The organism is Actinomadura sp. NPDC048955 (genome assembly GCF_040649435.1).
Taxonomy (GTDB): domain Bacteria; phylum Actinomycetota; class Actinomycetes; order Streptosporangiales; family Streptosporangiaceae; genus Spirillospora; species Spirillospora luteofluorescens.
In genome coordinates, this window is the sequence record NZ_JBEZJI010000001.1 from 273415 (window position 1) to 289985 (window position 16571).

At 70.4% G+C, this 16571-nt stretch carries 13 protein-coding genes, 1 tRNA gene and 1 pseudogene; 8 read left to right on the forward strand and 7 right to left on the reverse strand.

What is annotated here, in order from left to right:
* Window positions 1-68: 68 nt before the first annotated feature.
* Window positions 69-1499 carry a pyruvate kinase gene (gene pyk / locus AB0C84_RS01315; RefSeq protein ID WP_179842726.1) on the forward strand — a complete coding sequence of 477 codons (1431 nt, stop codon included), beginning with the start codon at window positions 69-71 and terminating at the stop codon, window positions 1497-1499.
* A 129-nt stretch (window positions 1500-1628) separates the two neighbouring features.
* Here pyk and AB0C84_RS01320 read toward each other — a convergent pair whose 3' ends face one another.
* From AB0C84_RS01320 to AB0C84_RS01330, 3 genes and pseudogenes are all read right to left on the reverse strand, one after another.
* The gene (locus tag AB0C84_RS01320) at window positions 1629-2153 is read right to left on the reverse strand and encodes a hypothetical protein (protein WP_361060209.1); all 525 of its coding nucleotides are present in this window, start codon (window positions 2151-2153) and stop codon (window positions 1629-1631) included.
* Window positions 2154-2285: 132 nt separating this feature from the next.
* Window positions 2286-2411: pseudogene (locus AB0C84_RS01325) on the reverse strand (helix-turn-helix domain-containing protein); the annotation flags it as partial.
* A 96-nt stretch (window positions 2412-2507) separates the two neighbouring features.
* Window positions 2508-2580: transfer RNA gene (locus AB0C84_RS01330), tRNA-Leu, on the reverse strand.
* Between the two features lie 102 nt (window positions 2581-2682).
* Here AB0C84_RS01330 and AB0C84_RS01335 point away from each other — a divergent pair.
* From AB0C84_RS01335 to AB0C84_RS01360, 6 genes are all read left to right on the forward strand, one after another.
* Window positions 2683-3285, forward strand: coding sequence for a response regulator (locus AB0C84_RS01335; RefSeq protein WP_258939052.1), 603 nt, complete (start codon window positions 2683-2685; stop codon window positions 3283-3285).
* Between the two features lie 297 nt (window positions 3286-3582).
* Window positions 3583-4743, forward strand: a complete 1161-nt coding sequence (locus tag AB0C84_RS01340; protein ID WP_361059997.1) for a branched-chain amino acid ABC transporter substrate-binding protein — start codon at window positions 3583-3585, stop codon at window positions 4741-4743.
* A 105-nt stretch (window positions 4744-4848) separates the two neighbouring features.
* The gene (locus AB0C84_RS01345) at window positions 4849-5814 is read left to right on the forward strand and encodes a branched-chain amino acid ABC transporter permease (protein ID WP_179842724.1); all 966 of its coding nucleotides are present in this window, start codon (window positions 4849-4851) and stop codon (window positions 5812-5814) included.
* A complete protein-coding gene (locus tag AB0C84_RS01350) occupies window positions 5811-6986 on the forward strand; it encodes a branched-chain amino acid ABC transporter permease (protein WP_258939054.1) in 1176 nt (391 codons plus the stop codon). Before AB0C84_RS01345 ends, AB0C84_RS01350 begins: the two co-directional genes overlap by 4 nt.
* 47 nt (window positions 6987-7033) lie before the next feature.
* Window positions 7034-7774, forward strand: a complete 741-nt coding sequence (locus tag AB0C84_RS01355) for an ABC transporter ATP-binding protein (RefSeq protein WP_179838563.1) — start codon at window positions 7034-7036, stop codon at window positions 7772-7774.
* Window positions 7764-8597: an ABC transporter ATP-binding protein gene (locus AB0C84_RS01360; protein ID WP_361060000.1), complete on the forward strand. Its 834-nt coding sequence runs from the start codon at window positions 7764-7766 to the stop codon at window positions 8595-8597. The genes AB0C84_RS01355 and AB0C84_RS01360 overlap by 11 nt, the downstream gene beginning before the upstream one ends.
* A gap of 73 nt (window positions 8598-8670) precedes the next feature.
* Here AB0C84_RS01360 and AB0C84_RS01365 read toward each other — a convergent pair whose 3' ends face one another.
* Window positions 8671-9255 carry a DUF4352 domain-containing protein gene (locus AB0C84_RS01365; protein ID WP_361060003.1) on the reverse strand — a complete coding sequence of 195 codons (585 nt, stop codon included), beginning with the start codon at window positions 9253-9255 and terminating at the stop codon, window positions 8671-8673.
* A 259-nt stretch (window positions 9256-9514) separates the two neighbouring features.
* Window positions 9515-9931 carry a hotdog fold thioesterase gene (locus tag AB0C84_RS01370; protein WP_179849198.1) on the reverse strand — a complete coding sequence of 139 codons (417 nt, stop codon included), beginning with the start codon at window positions 9929-9931 and terminating at the stop codon, window positions 9515-9517.
* A 78-nt stretch (window positions 9932-10009) separates the two neighbouring features.
* Between AB0C84_RS01370 and polA the strand changes: the two genes are divergently transcribed.
* A complete protein-coding gene (polA, locus tag AB0C84_RS01375; protein ID WP_361060006.1) occupies window positions 10010-12700 on the forward strand; it encodes a DNA polymerase I in 2691 nt (896 codons plus the stop codon).
* A gap of 376 nt (window positions 12701-13076) precedes the next feature.
* Here polA and AB0C84_RS01380 read toward each other — a convergent pair whose 3' ends face one another.
* Together AB0C84_RS01380 and AB0C84_RS01385 are read right to left on the reverse strand one after the other, a co-directional pair.
* On the reverse strand, window positions 13077-14777 hold the full coding sequence (locus AB0C84_RS01380) for an ABC transporter ATP-binding protein (protein WP_361060009.1): 1701 nt from the start codon (window positions 14775-14777) through the stop codon (window positions 13077-13079).
* 7 nt (window positions 14778-14784) lie between these two features.
* Complete coding sequence (locus AB0C84_RS01385; RefSeq protein WP_361060012.1) at window positions 14785-16569, reverse strand: ABC transporter ATP-binding protein; 1785 nt, start codon at window positions 16567-16569, stop codon at window positions 14785-14787.
* Between the last annotated feature and the right edge of the window lie 2 nt (window positions 16570-16571).

Below are 16571 nucleotides of genomic sequence, written 5' to 3' on the forward strand. Positions count from 1 at the left end.
GTGAACCCCGGGCGACCATATCCTGCACGAATATCCGTACCGGCTGGTAACTAAGTACGGTTGTGCACGTGACCCGTCGAGCGAAGATCGTCAGCACCATCGGTCCGGCCTGCTCCAGCAGCGAGCAGATCCACGCCCTCGTCGATGCCGGCATCGACGTCGCCCGCCTCAACATGAGCCACGGCGACTACGGCGTCCACGAGGAGGTCTACCACCGGATCCGCGCCGCCGCCGACGCCACCGGGCGCGGCGTCGGCATCCTCGCGGACCTGCAGGGCCCCAAGATCCGCATCGGGCGCTTCCCCGACGGCCCCGTACGGCTCACCCTCGGCGACGAGTTCACCATCACCACCGACGACGTCCCCGGCACCCGCCGCGAGGTGTCCACCACCTACCAGGGGCTGCCGGGCGACGTCAGCCCCGGCGACACCGTCCTCATCGACGACGGCCGCGTCGCCCTCAAGGTCACCTCCGTCGAGGGCACCCGCGTCCACACCACGGTCACCGTCGGCGGCATGGTGTCCGACAACAAGGGCCTCAACCTGCCCGGCGTCCCCGTGAGCGTGCCCGCCCTCACCGAGAAGGACGAGCGCGACCTGCGCTGGGCCCTGCGCCTCGGCGTCGACCTCGTCGCCCTGTCCTTCGTCCGCACCCCCGCCGACGCCGACATCTGCTACCAGATCATGGAGGAGGAGGGCGTCCGCGTCCCCCTCATCGGCAAGATCGAGAAGCCGCAGGCCGTCGAGCGGCTCCCCGAGATCGTCGCCGCCTTCGACGGCATCATGGTGGCCCGCGGCGACCTCGGCGTCGAACTGCCCCTCGAGCAGGTGCCGATCGTCCAGAAGCGCGCCATCGAGCTGTGCCGCGAGAAGGCCCGCCCGGTCATCGTCGCCACCCAGATGCTCGAATCCATGATCTCCGCGCCCCGCCCCACCCGCGCCGAGACCTCCGACGTCGCCAACGCCGTCTTCGAGGGCGCCGACGCCGTCATGCTCTCCGGCGAGACCAGCGTCGGCCAGTACCCCATCGAGTCCGTCCTCACGATGAGCCGCATCGTGCAGACCGCCGAGCAGGCCGCCCTCCAGGCCACCCACACCCTGGAGCGGATGCCCGAGACCGTCGGCGGCGCCATCGCCCGCGCCGCCGCCGAGGTCGGCGCGATCGTCGGCGCCGAGGCCCTCGCCGCCTTCACCATGTCCGGCGAGACCGCCCGGCGTTTGTCCCGCTACCGCTCGCCGATCCCGCTCCTGGCCTTCACCTCCGTGCCCGCCGTGCGCGGCAGGCTCGCCCACGTCTGGGGCGTCGAGACCTTCATCGTCCCCCAGGTCGACCACACCGACGCCATGTTCCGCCAGGTCGAGCAGGCTCTCCTCGAACTCGGCCGGTGCCAGAAGGGCGACAAGGTCGTCGTCGTCGCCGGCTCGCCCCCCGGCACCGCCGGCTCGACCAACGCCCTCCGCGTGCACAGCCTCGGCGAGGCCATCGCCATTCCCCACTGACCCACCACCCCTGCCGGGCACCGCGCGACCCGCACCCCGCGCGGTGCCCGGCTTCCTCCACACCCGCGGACCGCGCGCCAATCACCGCCCGGTCTCAATTCCACGACGCTCCGGAAACCCGCCGAGCCCTCAGAACTTCGGCCCGACGAACGCGTCCAACCGCGCCACCGCCTCCCTCTTGGCGACCGAGATGTTCGTCGCGTTCATCTGCGTCCACGCGACCCCGAGCCGATCCAACGCACCGGTGAACATCCCCTGGATGTCCAGCGAGACGTTCGTGAAGTTGTAGCGCGGGTACTCGTACCAGCGGTCCCCGTCCTTGAGAGGGCGCCGTACGCGGTTGACGAATCGGCACCCGTCGGAGTGGAGCAGTCCGCGGACGAACTCCTCGGCGAACTCGTCCACGATCTTCTTCTGCCAGGGAAGTAACTCGATCTTCCTCTCGTGCTTCTTGCCCGGCCCGTGCTGGGGGAACAAGCGGGGCCAGTGCCTGGAGTGGCTGTTGACCTCGACGCAGCCGACACGCTGGATGGTTCGCACCTTGTTCCCCGGCCGGATGGCCTTGACGGCCTTCACGCACTCCTCGATCAGTCCGGGCCAGGCGTCGGCGCAGGCGATCCGGAGAGCCCAGATCATCTTTGTGCGGTCACCCACCGGACTGATGTAGCCGTCGCCCAGGTACAGGCCGAGGAGGTAGGCATAGGAGTCCTCCGGTTCGGGCGACCTCGGTAATGCGGTGCACCGTGGACATACTCGGTGGGGGTGCACATAAAGCTCGCGTCCTTGCTCTGCCCGCAGGAGCCATTCGCGGAGCGCGCCACGCGAAACACCGGTCCGGCGGCTTACGTCGCTGATCGTGAGGCCCTGTTCCAGCAATGTGAGAGCGCGGCGGCGCACAGTGATGTCATACATGCGCACAGTGTCGCGGTGGGCTATGACAGAACCGTGCCCACGTAGAGGAGGGGACTACGGGGCGGAAAAGCGAACTAGGGGAGCTTTGTGGAGAGGTGCCCCGAGTGGGATTCGAACCCACACTTGATGTGGTTTGAGCACATTGCCTCTGCCATTGGGCTATCGGGGCTAATGTCCTAATAATTTGGACATCTAGGTTATCCGCGAGAGCAGGGCTCTCCGGGCGGCCCTGACGGGGACCAGGGTAGCGGGTTTCGGTAGGGTCGTGGGCGTGGAGAGCGCTCGGCGAGTTGTGATCGCGGAAGACGAGGCCCTGATCCGGCTGGACCTGAAGGAGATGCTTCAGGAGGACGGCTACGAGGTGGTCGGGGAGGCCGGTGACGGTGAGACGGCCGTCCGGCTGGCCGGGGAGCTGAGACCCGACCTCGTGATCCTCGACGTGAAGATGCCGGTGCTGGACGGCATCTCGGCGGCCGAGCGGATCTCCGCGGAGCGGATCGCGCCGGTGGTGATCCTCACCGCGTTCTCCCAGCGCGAGCTCGTCCAGCGGGCGACGGACGCGGGCGCGATGGCCTACCTCGTCAAGCCGTTCTCCAAGACCGACCTCACGCCGGCGATCGAGATGGCGGTGAGCCGGTACACCGAGCTGCGCGCGCTGGAGGCCGAGGTCGCGGGGCTGCAGGAGCGGCTGGAGACGCGCAAGGTGGTCGACCGCGCCAAGGGGCTGCTCCAGCAGGCCCACGGCTGGTCCGAGCCCGAGGCGTTCCGGTGGATCCAGAAGACCTCGATGGACCGGCGGCTCACGATGCGGGCCGTCGCCGAGGCGGTCGTGGCCGGCGCCTCCGGAGGCCGGGACGAGTCCGCCGCGGGCTGACTCCTCAGCGTGGTCCAACCCCTGGTTGTCAAGGTCCAAAGCGCAGGTGCCGGACCGGGCCGCAGGTGTCACGTTTCGTAATCGTCCCAGGCAATGCCCTGTATCGGATGGGCACAGGGGCGTAACGAACGAGTAACCCTTCGATCCGGGGGTCCTGTTCTGGGGTGGGTCGACGGTGTACGACATACCTGGTCCCCGAGTGACCGGTTTCCTCCTTTGAGGCGTCGGCGTCGGGGCTTCACTCGTACCCGATCCACCCGGATCCGGATGGAAAGGTTGGGCACCTTGCGGCGCAACATGATGAGGATCACCGGCGCGGTTGCGGTGAGCGCGGCGCTCGCGCTCAGCGCCGTGGCGTGTGGTGACGGCGATAGCGACTCCGGTAACGGCAACGAGGTCACGATCGGGTTCATGGGTGACCTGACCGGTGAGAACTCGGGCCTGGTGATCCCGCCCAAGCAGGGCGCGCAGCTGGCCATCGAGCAGTACAACGCCACGAACCCCAAGGTCAAGATCAAGTTCAAGACCTACGACAGCCAGGGCAAGCCGGAGCAGGCGACGACGCTGGCGCAGGGCGCGATCAAGAACGACAAGATCGCCGGTCTGATCGGCCCGGCGTTCTCCGGTGAGTCGCAGAGCGTCGCCCCGATCCTCGAAGAGGCCAAGGTCCCGAGCGTGTCGCCGTCGGCGACCAACATCACGCTCGGCGAGAAGGGCTGGAAGTTCTGGCACCGGGTCGTGGCCGACGACGCCGTGCAGAGCGACGGCGCCGCGAACTTCCTGGTGAACTCGGTGAAGGCGAAGAAGATCTTCACGGTGTCGGACAACCAGGACTACGGCAAGGGCCTCGCCGACGCCATCGGCAAGGCCGCCGGCGCCAAGGGCGTGCAGACCCAGACCGACGCGGTCGACGACAAGGCGACGGACTACTCCTCGACCGTCAACAAGATCAACCAGTTCAAGCCGGACGCGGTCTACTTCGGTGGCTACTACGCGGTGGCGGGCCGGCTGTTCAAGCAGCTGCGCGAGGCCGGCTACAAGGGCAAGATGATGTCCGGCGACGGCTCGCTGGCGACCGGCCTGATCGAGGGCGCCGGCCAGGAGAACGCGCAGGGCGCGCTGCTGAGCTGCGGCTGCCTGATCGACGCCGAGGGCAAGACGAACCCGAAGGCCAAGAAGTTCGCCGACGACTACAAGGCGAAGTTCAACTCCGAGGTCGCCATCTACTCGACCGAGGGCTTCGACGCCGCGACGGCGTTCATCGAGGCGGTCAAGGCCGGCAAGACCGAGCCGGAGGACATCAACAACTTCCTCAAGACCGAGGACATCCAGGGCGTCGGAAAGCAGATCAAGTTCGCCGAGAACGGCGAGCTGGCGGCCAAGGACATCTTCATCTACGAGGTGAAGGACAACAAGCTGCCGCTGCTCGGCAACAGCAACGAAGCGAAGGTCTCGTAGGCGTCACCACGCCCGGACCGACCGCCCCCGGCCCCGGGGGCCCCTGATGGCGCGGGAGCGGGAGCGCTACAGCGCTCCCGCTCCTTTTGACGAAGGCGACCGAAGGTGCTCGACGACTTCATCAATCAATTCTGGCCGTCGACCGTCGACGGCCTGGCGCTGGGCGCGATCTACGCGCTGCTGGCGCTGGGCTACACGATGGTCTACGGCGTGCTCCGGCTGATCAACTTCGCGCATGCCGACATCTTCATGGTCGGCACGTTCGCGGCGCTGTGGACGGTGCGGACCCTGGACGTGTCCGCGGTGGGCGGCGTCGCGCTGATCGGCGTGGTGGCGCTCATGGCCGTCGTCGGCGGCGCGGTCGCGGGCGGCGGCGCGATGCTGCTGGAAGTGGCCGCCTACCGGCCGCTGCGCAAACGGGGGGCGTCGAGACTCGCGGCGCTGATCTCGGCGATCGGCGCGTCGATCTTCATCCAGCAGCTGATGGGCACGGTGCTCATCCACCGGGTGTTCGGGACGTCCAAGGAGGGCGGCAAGCTCGACGTCAACGAGCACTTCAAGAAGCTGTCGGACGTCGTGGACGTCGGGCCGATCCTCATCCGCAACGACCAGCTGATCGTCTTCCTGGGCGCGGTGCTCATGATGGTCGCGCTGGACCAGTTCGTGAACCGCACGAAGCTCGGCCGCGGTATCCGCTCGACGGCGCAGGACCCGGAGACGGCCGTGCTGATGGGCGTGAACATCGACCGGGTCGTGCAGGTGACGTTCCTGGTCGGCGGGGTGATGGCCGGCGTGGCCGCCGCGCTGTACTTCCTGCGCTTCGAGAGCACGAACTACTTCGTCGGCTTCCTGCTCGGGATCAAGGCGTTCACGGCGGCGGTGCTCGGCGGCATCGGCAACATCCGGGGCGCCCTGGTCGGCGGCTTCACCCTCGGGTTGCTGGAGATGTACGGTTCGAGCTTCTTCGGTTCCCAGTGGCGCGACGTGGTCGCGTTCTCCGTGCTGATCTTGGTCCTGATGTTCCGTCCCACCGGCATCCTCGGTGAGTCGCTCCAGAAGGCGCGCGCATGAACCTCACGAAGAACGGAAACGGCAACGGCGGCGCGGGCGGTGTCCGCTCGGCGCGCGACAAGTTCTCCCTGGACCCGCTGCGCGACTGGTGGGCGTCGGCTCCCGGCGCGGTGCGGTGGGCGGTCTACCTGCTGCTGATCGTCGGCGCGCTGCTGCTGCCGAGCGAGGCGATCGGCTCGTTCATGGCGCCGAGCGGCAGCGACTGGCCGTCGATGCTGAGCAGCCAGATCGCGATCTACGTGCTGCTGGCGATCGGGTTGAACGTGGTGGTCGGGATGGCCGGCCTCCTCGACCTCGGGTATGTGGCGTTCTACGCGGTCGGCGGCTACACGATGGCCATCTTCGCGACGCGCTACGAGTGGAACTTCTGGGAGTCGCTGGGGCTGGCGATCGGGTTCTCGGCGCTCGCGGGGGTCATCCTCGGCGCGCCGACGCTGCGGTTGCGCGGCGACTACCTGGCGATCGTGACGCTCGGCTTCGGTGAGATCGTCAAGCGGACGGCGAACAACAGCTCGTACGTCAACGGCCCGCGCGGCGTGCAGGGGATCCCGCACCCGCCGTCGCTGTCGGAGTTCGAGATCCTGGGCGTGCAGCCGCTGAAGTACGGGCTGCTGGACGCGCGGCCGTACTACTACCTGCTGGTGCTGTTCATCATCATCGCGATCGTCTTCGTGAAGCGGCTGGAGCGGTCGCGGGTGGGTCGCGCGTGGGCGTCGATCCGTGAGGACGAGGACGCGGCGGAGCTGATGGGCGTGCCGACGTTCAAGTTCAAGCTGGCGGCGTTCGCGATCGGCGCGGCGATCGGCGGCAGCGGCGGCGTGGTGTTCGCCGGCCAGATCACCTCGATCAACCCGCAGAACTTCGAGTTCCTGGTCTCGGCGCTGATCCTGGCCGGGGTGGTGCTCGGTGGTTCGGGCAACCTCCCGGGCGTGATGCTGGGCGCGGCGGTGCTGGCGTGGCTGCCCGAGCGGTTCCGGTTCCTGCACGACTACCGGATGCTGATCTTCGGTGCCGCGCTCGTCATGATGATGATCTTCCGTCCGGAGGGCCTGTGGCCGTCGCGGCAGCGGAAGGCGGAGCTGGCCGAGGGCACCGGCGGCATGGGCAGCATGGGCGCCGAGGTGGCCGGTCCGGGCCAGTCCGGCGCGGCCGCCGTGGAGGAGGGCAAGTGAGCGAGGCGAAGGGCGCGTCGCCCGTCCTGGAGCTGCGGGACGTCGTCATGCGGTTCGGCGGCGTGGTCGCGCTCAACAAGGTGGACATCACGATCCGCGAGGGCGAGATCTTCGCGCTGATCGGCCCGAACGGGGCGGGGAAGACGACGGTGTTCAACGTGACCACCGGCGTCTACCGGCCGACCGAGGGCCAGGTGGTGTTCCGCGGGAAGCGCATCGACGGCAAGAAGCGGTACGCCGTGACGAAGCTGGGTGTGGCGCGCACGTTCCAGAACGTGCGGCTGTTCCACAACATGACGGCGATGGAGAACGTCATGGTGGGCGCGGACGCGCACCACCGGACGGGTTTCGTCGGGGCGGCGCTCGGGCTGCCGTGGCATCACCGCGAGGAGCGCCGCGGGCGCGAGCGTGCGCGGGAGCTGCTGGAGCTGGTGGGGATCCCGCACCGCGGCGAGGAGGCGGCGAAGAACCTGCCGTACGGCGACCAGCGGCGGCTGGAGATCGCGCGGGCGCTGGCCACCGAGCCGAAGCTGCTGCTGCTGGACGAGCCCGCGGCGGGCATGAACCCGGCCGAGAAGGTGGCGCTGCAGCAGCTGATCCGCGACATCCGGGACACCGGGGTGACGGTGCTGCTGATCGAGCACGACATGAGCCTGGTCATGGGCATCAGCGACCGGGTCGCGGTGCTGGACTTCGGCCAGAAGATCGCGGACGGCCTGCCGGCCGAGGTGCAGAACGACCCGCGGGTCATCGAGGCGTATCTGGGGGCTCCGGCCGATGCTTCTTGAGATCAGTGACATCCACGTCCACTACGGGAAGATCGCCGCGCTGAAGGGCATCACCGCGGAGGTCGGCCAGGGGGAGATCGTCACGCTGATCGGCGCGAACGGCGCCGGGAAGACGACGACCCTGAAGACCGTCTCGGGGCTGCGCGGGCTGTCGTCGGGCGCGATCCGGTTCGACGGCCGGGACATCAGCAAGATGCCCGGGCACAAGCGGGTGCTGGTGGGGATCGGGCAGGCGCCGGAGGGCCGGGGGATCTTCCCCGGCATGACGGTGGAGGAGAACCTGCTGATGGGCGCCTACGCCCGCAAGGACGACCCCGCCAAGGAGCTGGCCGAGGCGTACGAGCTGTTCCCGCGGCTGGCCGAGCGCCGCAAGCAGATGGGCGGCACGATGTCCGGCGGCGAGCAGCAGATGCTCGCGATCGGGCGGGCGCTGATGGCCAAGCCGAAGGTGCTGCTGCTGGACGAGCCGTCGATGGGCCTGGCGCCCATGCTCGTCCAGCAGATCTTCTCGATCATCCAGGAGATCAACCGGCGCGGCACGACGGTGCTGCTGGTGGAGCAGAACGCGCAGCAGGCGCTGCAGATCGCGCACCGGGCGTACGTGCTGGAGACCGGCCGGGTGGTCAAGTCGGCCCCGGCGGCGGAGCTGCTGGACGATCCGGAGGTCCGGGCCGCCTACCTGGGCGGTGAGATGGGCGACGGGGCCGCTCCCGCGGCCGGGAACGCCGCTCCGGCGGCCGGGGACGGCGCTCCGGCGGCGGAGGACGGCGCTCCGGCGGACGAGGGCTCGGCGGACGGGTCCGGCGAGGAGACCGCGAAGTAGCGGCGCGTCCGGGCGTGTCAGGCCCGCTCGGCCCGGTTCGTCCGGGTCGGGCGGGCCTCGCGCGTCCCCGGGGTCAGGGGAGCCTGATCTCGGCCGGGGCGGGGTCGGTCGTGGCGCCGACCGGCGGCGACCCGTACAGCCGGACGGCCCTGGTCTTGGCGCCGCGGGGCACGTCGAACCACAGGTCGAACTCGACGCGCATGCTCGCCCCGACCGACAGCCGCTCCGGCTGCCGCTTGATCATGGTGGCGTTGACGTCGGGGGAGTGGGTCCGGCCGTCGGTGGTGACGAGCCGCTGCCGCCAGGTGTCGAAGACCTGGATGTCGCGCCCGGTGTTGACGGCGAGGACGCGCACGCGGGTGAAGGCGCCCTTGGCGTTCATGGAGGCGTGGGTGCCCATGACGTCCGTCATGGCCTCGCGGAAGCCGACGACGGTGAACCGCATGTCGGCGCTCTTGCCGGTCTTGCCCTCGGGGACGGCCTCGTCCTCCCGCGCCCTCTCGGCGGGGATCTTGTAGTCGGGGAGCGAGGCGGTGCCTTCGGAGCCGGAGCATCCCGCGAGCGGGAGGGCCGCGGCGAGGACGAGCGCGGCGCCCGCGAGGGCGGCGCTCGCACGGGTGCCCGCACGGTGCCGGGTGCGCGTGTCAGGGTGGCGCATGCCTCGGAAGGTACGTCCGGCGCCGGGGGCGGGTGAACGGGCGGGATCGTTTCGCAACGCAACCGCAACCGGTGATGAACCTACACCGGTGTCGGCCGGCGGGAGGCGTCCCCGGACATGCGTTGACCCGGGGTCACCTTTGGGGCCGTACGAACCTTCCCCGGGCGCGTACGTTGTCTACTCGGTGACCCCGGGCCGGTCCGATCCACGCTACAGACCCGGGGCGGCGCATCGCAAAGAAAGCGCGGATCACGCCGTGTCAGCGGCCGGGCGGCGCGTCGCGCAGCATGCAGGTGAGGCGCGCGGTGCAGACCCGCCGGTCCTGGTCGTCGGTGATGACGATGTCGTAGGTGGCGAGGGTGCGGCCCCCGTGCGCGCGGGTCGCCACGCCCGTGACGTACCCCTCGGTCGCGGACCGGTGGTGGGTGGCGTTGATCTCGATACCGACCGCGATGCGGTCCGGGCCCGCGTGCAGAGCCGAGCCGACCGAGCCGAGCGACTCCGCCAGGACGCAGGAGGCGCCGCCGTGCAGCAGCCCGTAGGGCTGGGTGTTGCCCTTGACCGGCATGCGCCCCACGACGCGCTCGGCCGAGGCCTCCAGGTACTCGACGCCCATGTTCTTCGCCAGGTCGCCGTGCGCGTCGAACTCCTCCCCCGCGAGGATCTTCGCGCCCAGGTCCTCCGGGCTCGCGCCGCCGGTGTCAGTCACTTACGCCTCCACAAAACTGTCCTACGCGCAGACTAGAGTCCTGGTGTGGCGACCTCACCGACGACCCCTGACAAGCGCGACCGGCTTCTCCTGCTCGACGGCCATTCCCTGGCCTACCGGGCGTTCTTCGCATTGCCCGTGGAGAACTTCTCCACGACCGACGGGCAGCCGACCAACGCCGTGTACGGCTTCACCTCGATGCTCATCAACGTCCTGCGCGACGAGCAGCCGACCCACATCGCGGTGGCGTTCGACCGCTCCGAGCCGACGTTCCGGCACGAGCAGTACGTGGAGTACAAGGCCGGCCGGCAGAAGACGCCCGACGAATTCCGCAGCCAGGTCAGCCTCATCTTCGAGGTGCTGGACGCGCTGCGCATCCCGCGGCTGTCGGTCGCCGGGTTCGAGGCCGACGACATCATCGCCACGCTGTCCGTCCAGGCCACCCGCGCCGGGATGCAGACCCTCGTCGTCACCGGCGACCGCGACGCGTTCCAGCTCGTCGACGACTCGGTGACGATCCTGTACCCGGTCCGCGGCGTGTCGGAACTGGCCCGGATGGACCCGGCCGCCGTCGAGGCCAAGTACGGCGTCCCGCCCGAGCGGTACCGCGAGCTCGCCGCCCTCGTCGGGGAGAGCAGCGACAACCTGCCCGGCGTGCCCGGCGTCGGCCCGAAGACCGCCGCCAAGTGGCTCACCAAGTACGGCGACCTCGACACCCTCGTCAACCGGGTCGACGAGATCAAGGGCAAGGCCGGCGACAACCTGCGCGAGCACCTGTCCGGCGTCCTGCGCAACCAGCAGATCAACAAGCTCGACACCGAGGTCGGCCTGGAGCTGGCGCCGCCGCAGCTGTCGATGGGCCAGTGGGACCGCGAGGAGATCCACACCCTGTTCGACTCGCTGCAGTTCCGCGTCCTGCGCGAACGGCTGTACTCCTCGATCTCGGCCGCCGAGCCCGAGGCCGAGGAGGGCTTCGACGTCGAGGTCGAGGCGCTCGAACCCGGCGCCCTCGGCGCCTGGCTCGACGCCAACACCGCCGGGCGGATCGGCGTCGCCGTCACCGGCACCTGGGGCCGCGGCACCGGCGAGATCACCGCGCTGGCGCTGGCGTCCACGAAGGGCCCCGCCGTCCACCTCGACCCGGTCGAGCTGATCGAGGACGACGAGCGCGCCCTCGCCGCCTACCTCGCCGACCCCGCCCGCCCCAAGGCGATCCACGAGGCCAAGGGCCCGATGCTGGCGCTCGCCGCGCGCGGTATGCGGCTGGAGGGCGTCACCAGCGACACCGCGCTCGCCGCCTACCTCGCGCTCCCCGGCCAGCGCACCTTCGACCTCGCCGACCTCGTCCTGCGCTACCTGCACCGCGAACTGCGCAGCGAGACCGAGGACTCCGGCCAGCTCACCCTGGACGGCTCCGGCGAGGAAGAGGCCGCCGAAGCCCTCGCCGTCCGCGCGCGCGCCGTCACCGAACTCGCCGACGTCCTCGACAAAGACCTCGACAAGCGCGGCGCCACCCGCCTCCTGCACGAGGTCGAACTGCCCCTCGTCGGCGTCCTCGCCGACATGGAACGCGCGGGCATCGCCGTCGACGCCGACCACCTCGCCGGCCTGTCGGCGTCCCTGGGAGGCCAGGTCAAGGAACAGGAGCAGCTGGCCCACGCCGCCGTCGGCCGCGAGTTCAACCTCGGCTCGCCCAAGCAGGTCCAGCAGGTCCTCTTCGACGAGCTGAACCTGCCGAAGACCAAGCGCACCAAGACCGGCTACACCACCGACTCCGAGGCCCTCACCACCCTCCTGGAGAAGGACGGCCACCCCGTCCTGGAACACATCCTGCGGTGGCGCGAGGTCGCCAAGCTCAAGAGCATCGTCGACTCCCTCATCCCCATGGCCGACGACGCCGGCCGCATCCACACCACGTTCAACCAGATGATCGCCGCCACCGGCCGGCTCTCCTCCACCGACCCCAACCTGCAGAACATCCCGATCCGCACCGCCGAAGGCCGCCAGATCCGCGAGGCCTTCGTCGTCGGCGACGGCTACGAGTCCCTCCTCACCGCCGACTACTCCCAGATCGAGCTGCGCATCATGGCGCACCTGTCAGAGGACGACGCCCTGCTGGAGGCGTTCGGCTCCGGCGCCGACTTCCACACCATCACCGCCTCCCGCGTCTTCGGCCTGCCCCCCGAACAGATCGACTCCGAGCTCCGCGCCCGCATCAAGGCCATGAACTACGGCCTCGCCTACGGCCTGTCCGCCTACGGCCTCTCCCAGCAGCTCCGGATCTCCCCCGACGAGGCCCGCGGCCTCATGGAGGAGTACTTCGAGCAGTTCGGCGGCGTCCGCGACTACCTGCGCGACATCGTCGCCAAAGCCCGCCAGGAGGGCTACACCGAGACCATCCTCGGCCGCCGCCGCTACCTGCCCGACCTCAACTCCGACAACCGCCAGCGCCGCGAAATGGCCGAACGCATGGCCCTCAACGCCCCCATCCAGGGCTCCGCCGCCGACATCATCAAGGTCGCCAGCCTCAACGTCGACCGCGCCCTCCGCGACGCCCGCCTCACCTCCCGCATGCTCCTCCAGGTCCACGACGAACTCGTCTTCGAAGTCGCCCCAGGCGAACTCGACGACCTGAAAACCCTCGTCAGCAACCAGATGGCCGCCGCCTACGAACTCCGCGCCCCCCTGAGCGTCTCCATGGGCACCGGCCGCACCTGGCAAGACGCTGCTCACTAGTTTTTTGCGTTTTTCTCCTCCTTCGGGCCTGGCGGCCCTCCATCGTCGATAAACGCTTGCGATCGCTGGCATCGCTTCGACTCGCCTTGCGGCTCGCTGCGCGATCAGATTCTTGCTTCGCTTGAATCTGCCTTCGGACGCGATCGCGGCCCTGAGGTTGTTGCGTGGTTGGTGTGGGGGCTGGGGTGGTCGTGATGGTGGGGGCTTGGTGGCCTGGCGGGCCTCCATTGTCGGTAAAGGCTTGCGATCGCTGGCTTCGTTTCGGCTTGCCTTGCGGCTCGCTGTGCGATCAGGTTCTCGCTTCGCTTGAACCTGCCTTGGGCGCGATCGCGGCCCCCAGGTTGGTGCTGGGTCGTGATGGTGGGGGGGTGGTGGCTTAGCGGGCTACTGTGCGGCGGTAGGTGTTGTCGGTGGCCAGAAGGTCGCGGTGGGTGCCTTCCTTGGCGATGACGCCGTCGTCCAGGACCAGGACGCGGTCGGCTACGTCGAGGAGGGCGGGGCTGGTGGTGACCACGAGGGTGGTGCGGCCCCGGCGCAGTGCGGCGATGTTGCGGGCGATGAGCTGTTCGGTGACGGCGTCCACGGCGGTGGTGGGGTCGTGCAGGACGAGGACGGGGGCGTCGGCGGCCAGGGCGCGGCCCAGGGACAGGCGCTGGCGCTGGCCGCCGGAGAGGTTCGCGCCGCGGTCGCGGACGGGATGGTCCAGTCCGGCGCGGTGGAGGGCGACGACGTCGGTCAGCATGGACGCCTCGACCGCCTCGGAGACCAACCGGGCGGTCCCCGAGGGGTCGATGTTCGTGCGCAGGGTGCCCGCGAAGATCTCGGCGTGCGAGGGGTTCACGAGCAGGTGCTCGCGGAGCGCACCGACCTCCAGGTGTGCGGTCTCCCGCCCGCCGACCCGCACCGCGCCCTCGAACGCAGCCGGCGGAACCTCGCCGGACAGGACCGCCACCAGGTCGGCCGCCGAGCGCTGCCCGTAGGCGGCGATGGCGACGAAGCGCCCGGCGGGCACGTCGAACCCCAGTTTCCGCAGGGACCCGTACTGGACGCAGTCGACCTCCAGGCCCGCGTCCGCGGCGGGACGGTCCGTGCCCGGCGTCGCCACCGGCGGCGCGGCCAGCACCAAGGCCATCCGCTCCGCTGACGCGCGAGCGACCATGATGTACTTCGGCATCTCCGAGAAGAGCTTGAGCGGCTCCATGATGAACTGCGCCAGCCCGACGGCCATGACGAGTTCTCCGGTGGTGATCTGGTCGCGGAACGCCAGCCGGCCGGCCATCAGGGTCACGGCGGTGGCGAGGGCCATGTTGAGGGCCACCGCCGTCCCCGTGTAGGCGCCGTTCGCCCGGGCGACGGCGATCGCCTGGTCCCTCGCCTCGCCGCTGGCCCCGCGGTAGGAGCGCAGCGCCGCGTGGTTGCCGCCGAAGCCGTGCAGCGGGCGCAGGCCGGCGATCAGGTCGGCGACCTTCGCGCCCGCCCGCGCCACCCGGGCCTGCTGCTCGCCGGTGCGGGAGCCGATGCGCCTCGACATCACGCTCAGGACCGACAGGATCGCGACGGTCCCCGCGATCACCAGCAGACCGAGCCCGAGGTCGGCCGTGCCGAGCGCGACCGCCGCGATCAGCACCGCGACCAGCGAGCTGACCAGCAGCGGAACCACCTCGATGATGTCGGCGGTCTGGTCGGCGTCCTCGGTGGCGATCGTCAGCACCTCGCCGGACTTCAGATCGACGCCCCGGGCCACCGGCTGGAGCCCGCAGGCCGCGACGCTCACCCGCCGGCGGTGCGCCTCGGTCGTGTTGGCCCTCTGCAGGATGCGCATCCCGAACCGCCACGAGAACGACACGGTCGTGATGATCGCGGCGAGTGCGGCGAACGACAGGGCGAGGGCACCGAGACTCCGGTCCCCGAGCGCGTGCTCGACGATCAGACCGAGCGCGATGGGGAAGGCGGTCTCGGCGGCCTGGTACAGGCCCATGAGAACGGTGCCCGCGGCCATGGCGCGGGCGTTGCGGCGCAGCGCGGTCCGCAGGATGCGGGCCCCCGTGGTGGGGGCCGGGCTGTCCGGGGTCGTCATCGCAGGTTCAGCGCCCCGTCCGCCATGCTTGCCACAGCCGCGCGTACGCGCCGTCCAGGGCCACCAGTTCGTCGTGCGTGCCCTGTTCGACGACGCGGCCGCCGTCCAGGACGGCGATCCGGTCGGCCGTCCTCGCCTGGGTCAGGCGGTGCGCCACGAGCAGCGACGTGCGGTTCCGGCACGCGGCGAGGACGGCCCGCTCCAGTTCGGTGGCGCCTTGACTGCCCGCCTCCGCGGTGGACTCGTCCAGGACCACGACCGGGGACCGGTTCAGCACCAGGCGGGCCAGGGCGATCTGAGTGGCCTGTGCGGCGTCGAGGCGTTGACCGCCCTCGCCGACGAGGGTGTCCAGCCCGTCGGGCAGCGCGTCGACCCATCCGTCCGCGCCGACCGTGCGGAGCGCGTCCGCGAGGGCGGCATCGGTCGCCTCCGGCGCGGCCAGCCGGAGGTCTGCGGAGAGCGGGCCGGAGAAGACGTGCGTCTCCTGCGTCAGGATGCTCACCAGTGCGCGCGCTCCTGCCTCGTCCAGTCCGGCCAGGTCGGTGCGTCCGATGCGCACCGATCCGGCCTGTGGGGTCCCGATGCCCGCGATGAGGGCGGCCAGGGTCGACTTGCCCGCGCCGGTCGCGCCCACCAGCGCCAGCGAGCCGCCCGCCGGGATCGTCAGGTCGACATCGCGCAGGACCGGTTCGGTGGTTCCGGGATAGGTGAACGTCAGCCCCGCGACCGTCACCGGGTGGGCCGCGGCGCCCTCCGGCGCGGCGGCGCTGCCCACCAGCCGCTCGTCCGGGGCCTCCGCCAGCACCCCGACGAGCCGGGCCAGGCTCGCGCCCGATTTCTGGGCCTCGTCGAAGGTGAACATGATGGCGCCCAGGGGGTTGAACAGGCGGTGGAAAAGCAGCGGGGCCGCGGCCACCTCTCCCAGGCTCGCGGAGCCGGCCTCCAGCAGGGCGTACCCCACCGAAATGATCAGGACCAGCCCGATGAACTCGGCGCGGTTCTCCCTGCCGACGAACCGGCCGAAGAGGCGGAACACCTCGATGCCGATCTCACGCACCCGCCACGACTCGCGGGTGACCCGCTGCTGGAAGGCGTCTTCGAGCCGGTACGCCCGGACCGTCCCGATCCCGTCCAGGCCGCTGATCAGCTCCTGTGCCCGGTCGGCCTGGGCCGTCCGCTGCTCGGCGTAGAGCGGGGCCGACCTCGGCAGGTACCAGCGCAGTGCCAGCGCGTACGCGGGCAGCGCGCCGAGGCCCGCCAGACCGAGCCGCCAGTCGAGGCCGAACATTCCCGCTGTGGCGACGGCGACCAGCACTCCCGCCGACAGGACCGTGGGCACGGCCGTGCGGATGCCCTTGGACAGGACGGCGACGTCGTCGCCGACCCGGGAGAGCACGTCTCCCCTGCCGGCCCGCTCCACGCTCGTGATCGGCATTGCGAGCACCGCCCGGACGGCTCCCTCGCGCAGCCGCGCGAGCAGGTCCGCGCCCAGCCGTCCGATGAGGTGCGTCGACGCCGCGGAGGCCGCCGCGGCGAGCGGCGCGCCGACCGCCATGAGCACCCCGATCGTGAGCAGGGTCGATTCGGGGCCCCCGCGGGCGACCTCGTCGACCACCCTTCCGAGCAGGAGTACGGGCAGTACCTGGAGCGCCGCGCCGGCCACCGTGGTGAGAGCGGCGGCGGTGGTCGTCCACGGCGTCCGACGGCAGCGCGCCGTGACCCATCGTGCGGCCTCCCGCCCGGTCGCCGTGCGCAGGGCGGCCGGGGCGGGGCGCGTGCCGGTGGCGCTCACGC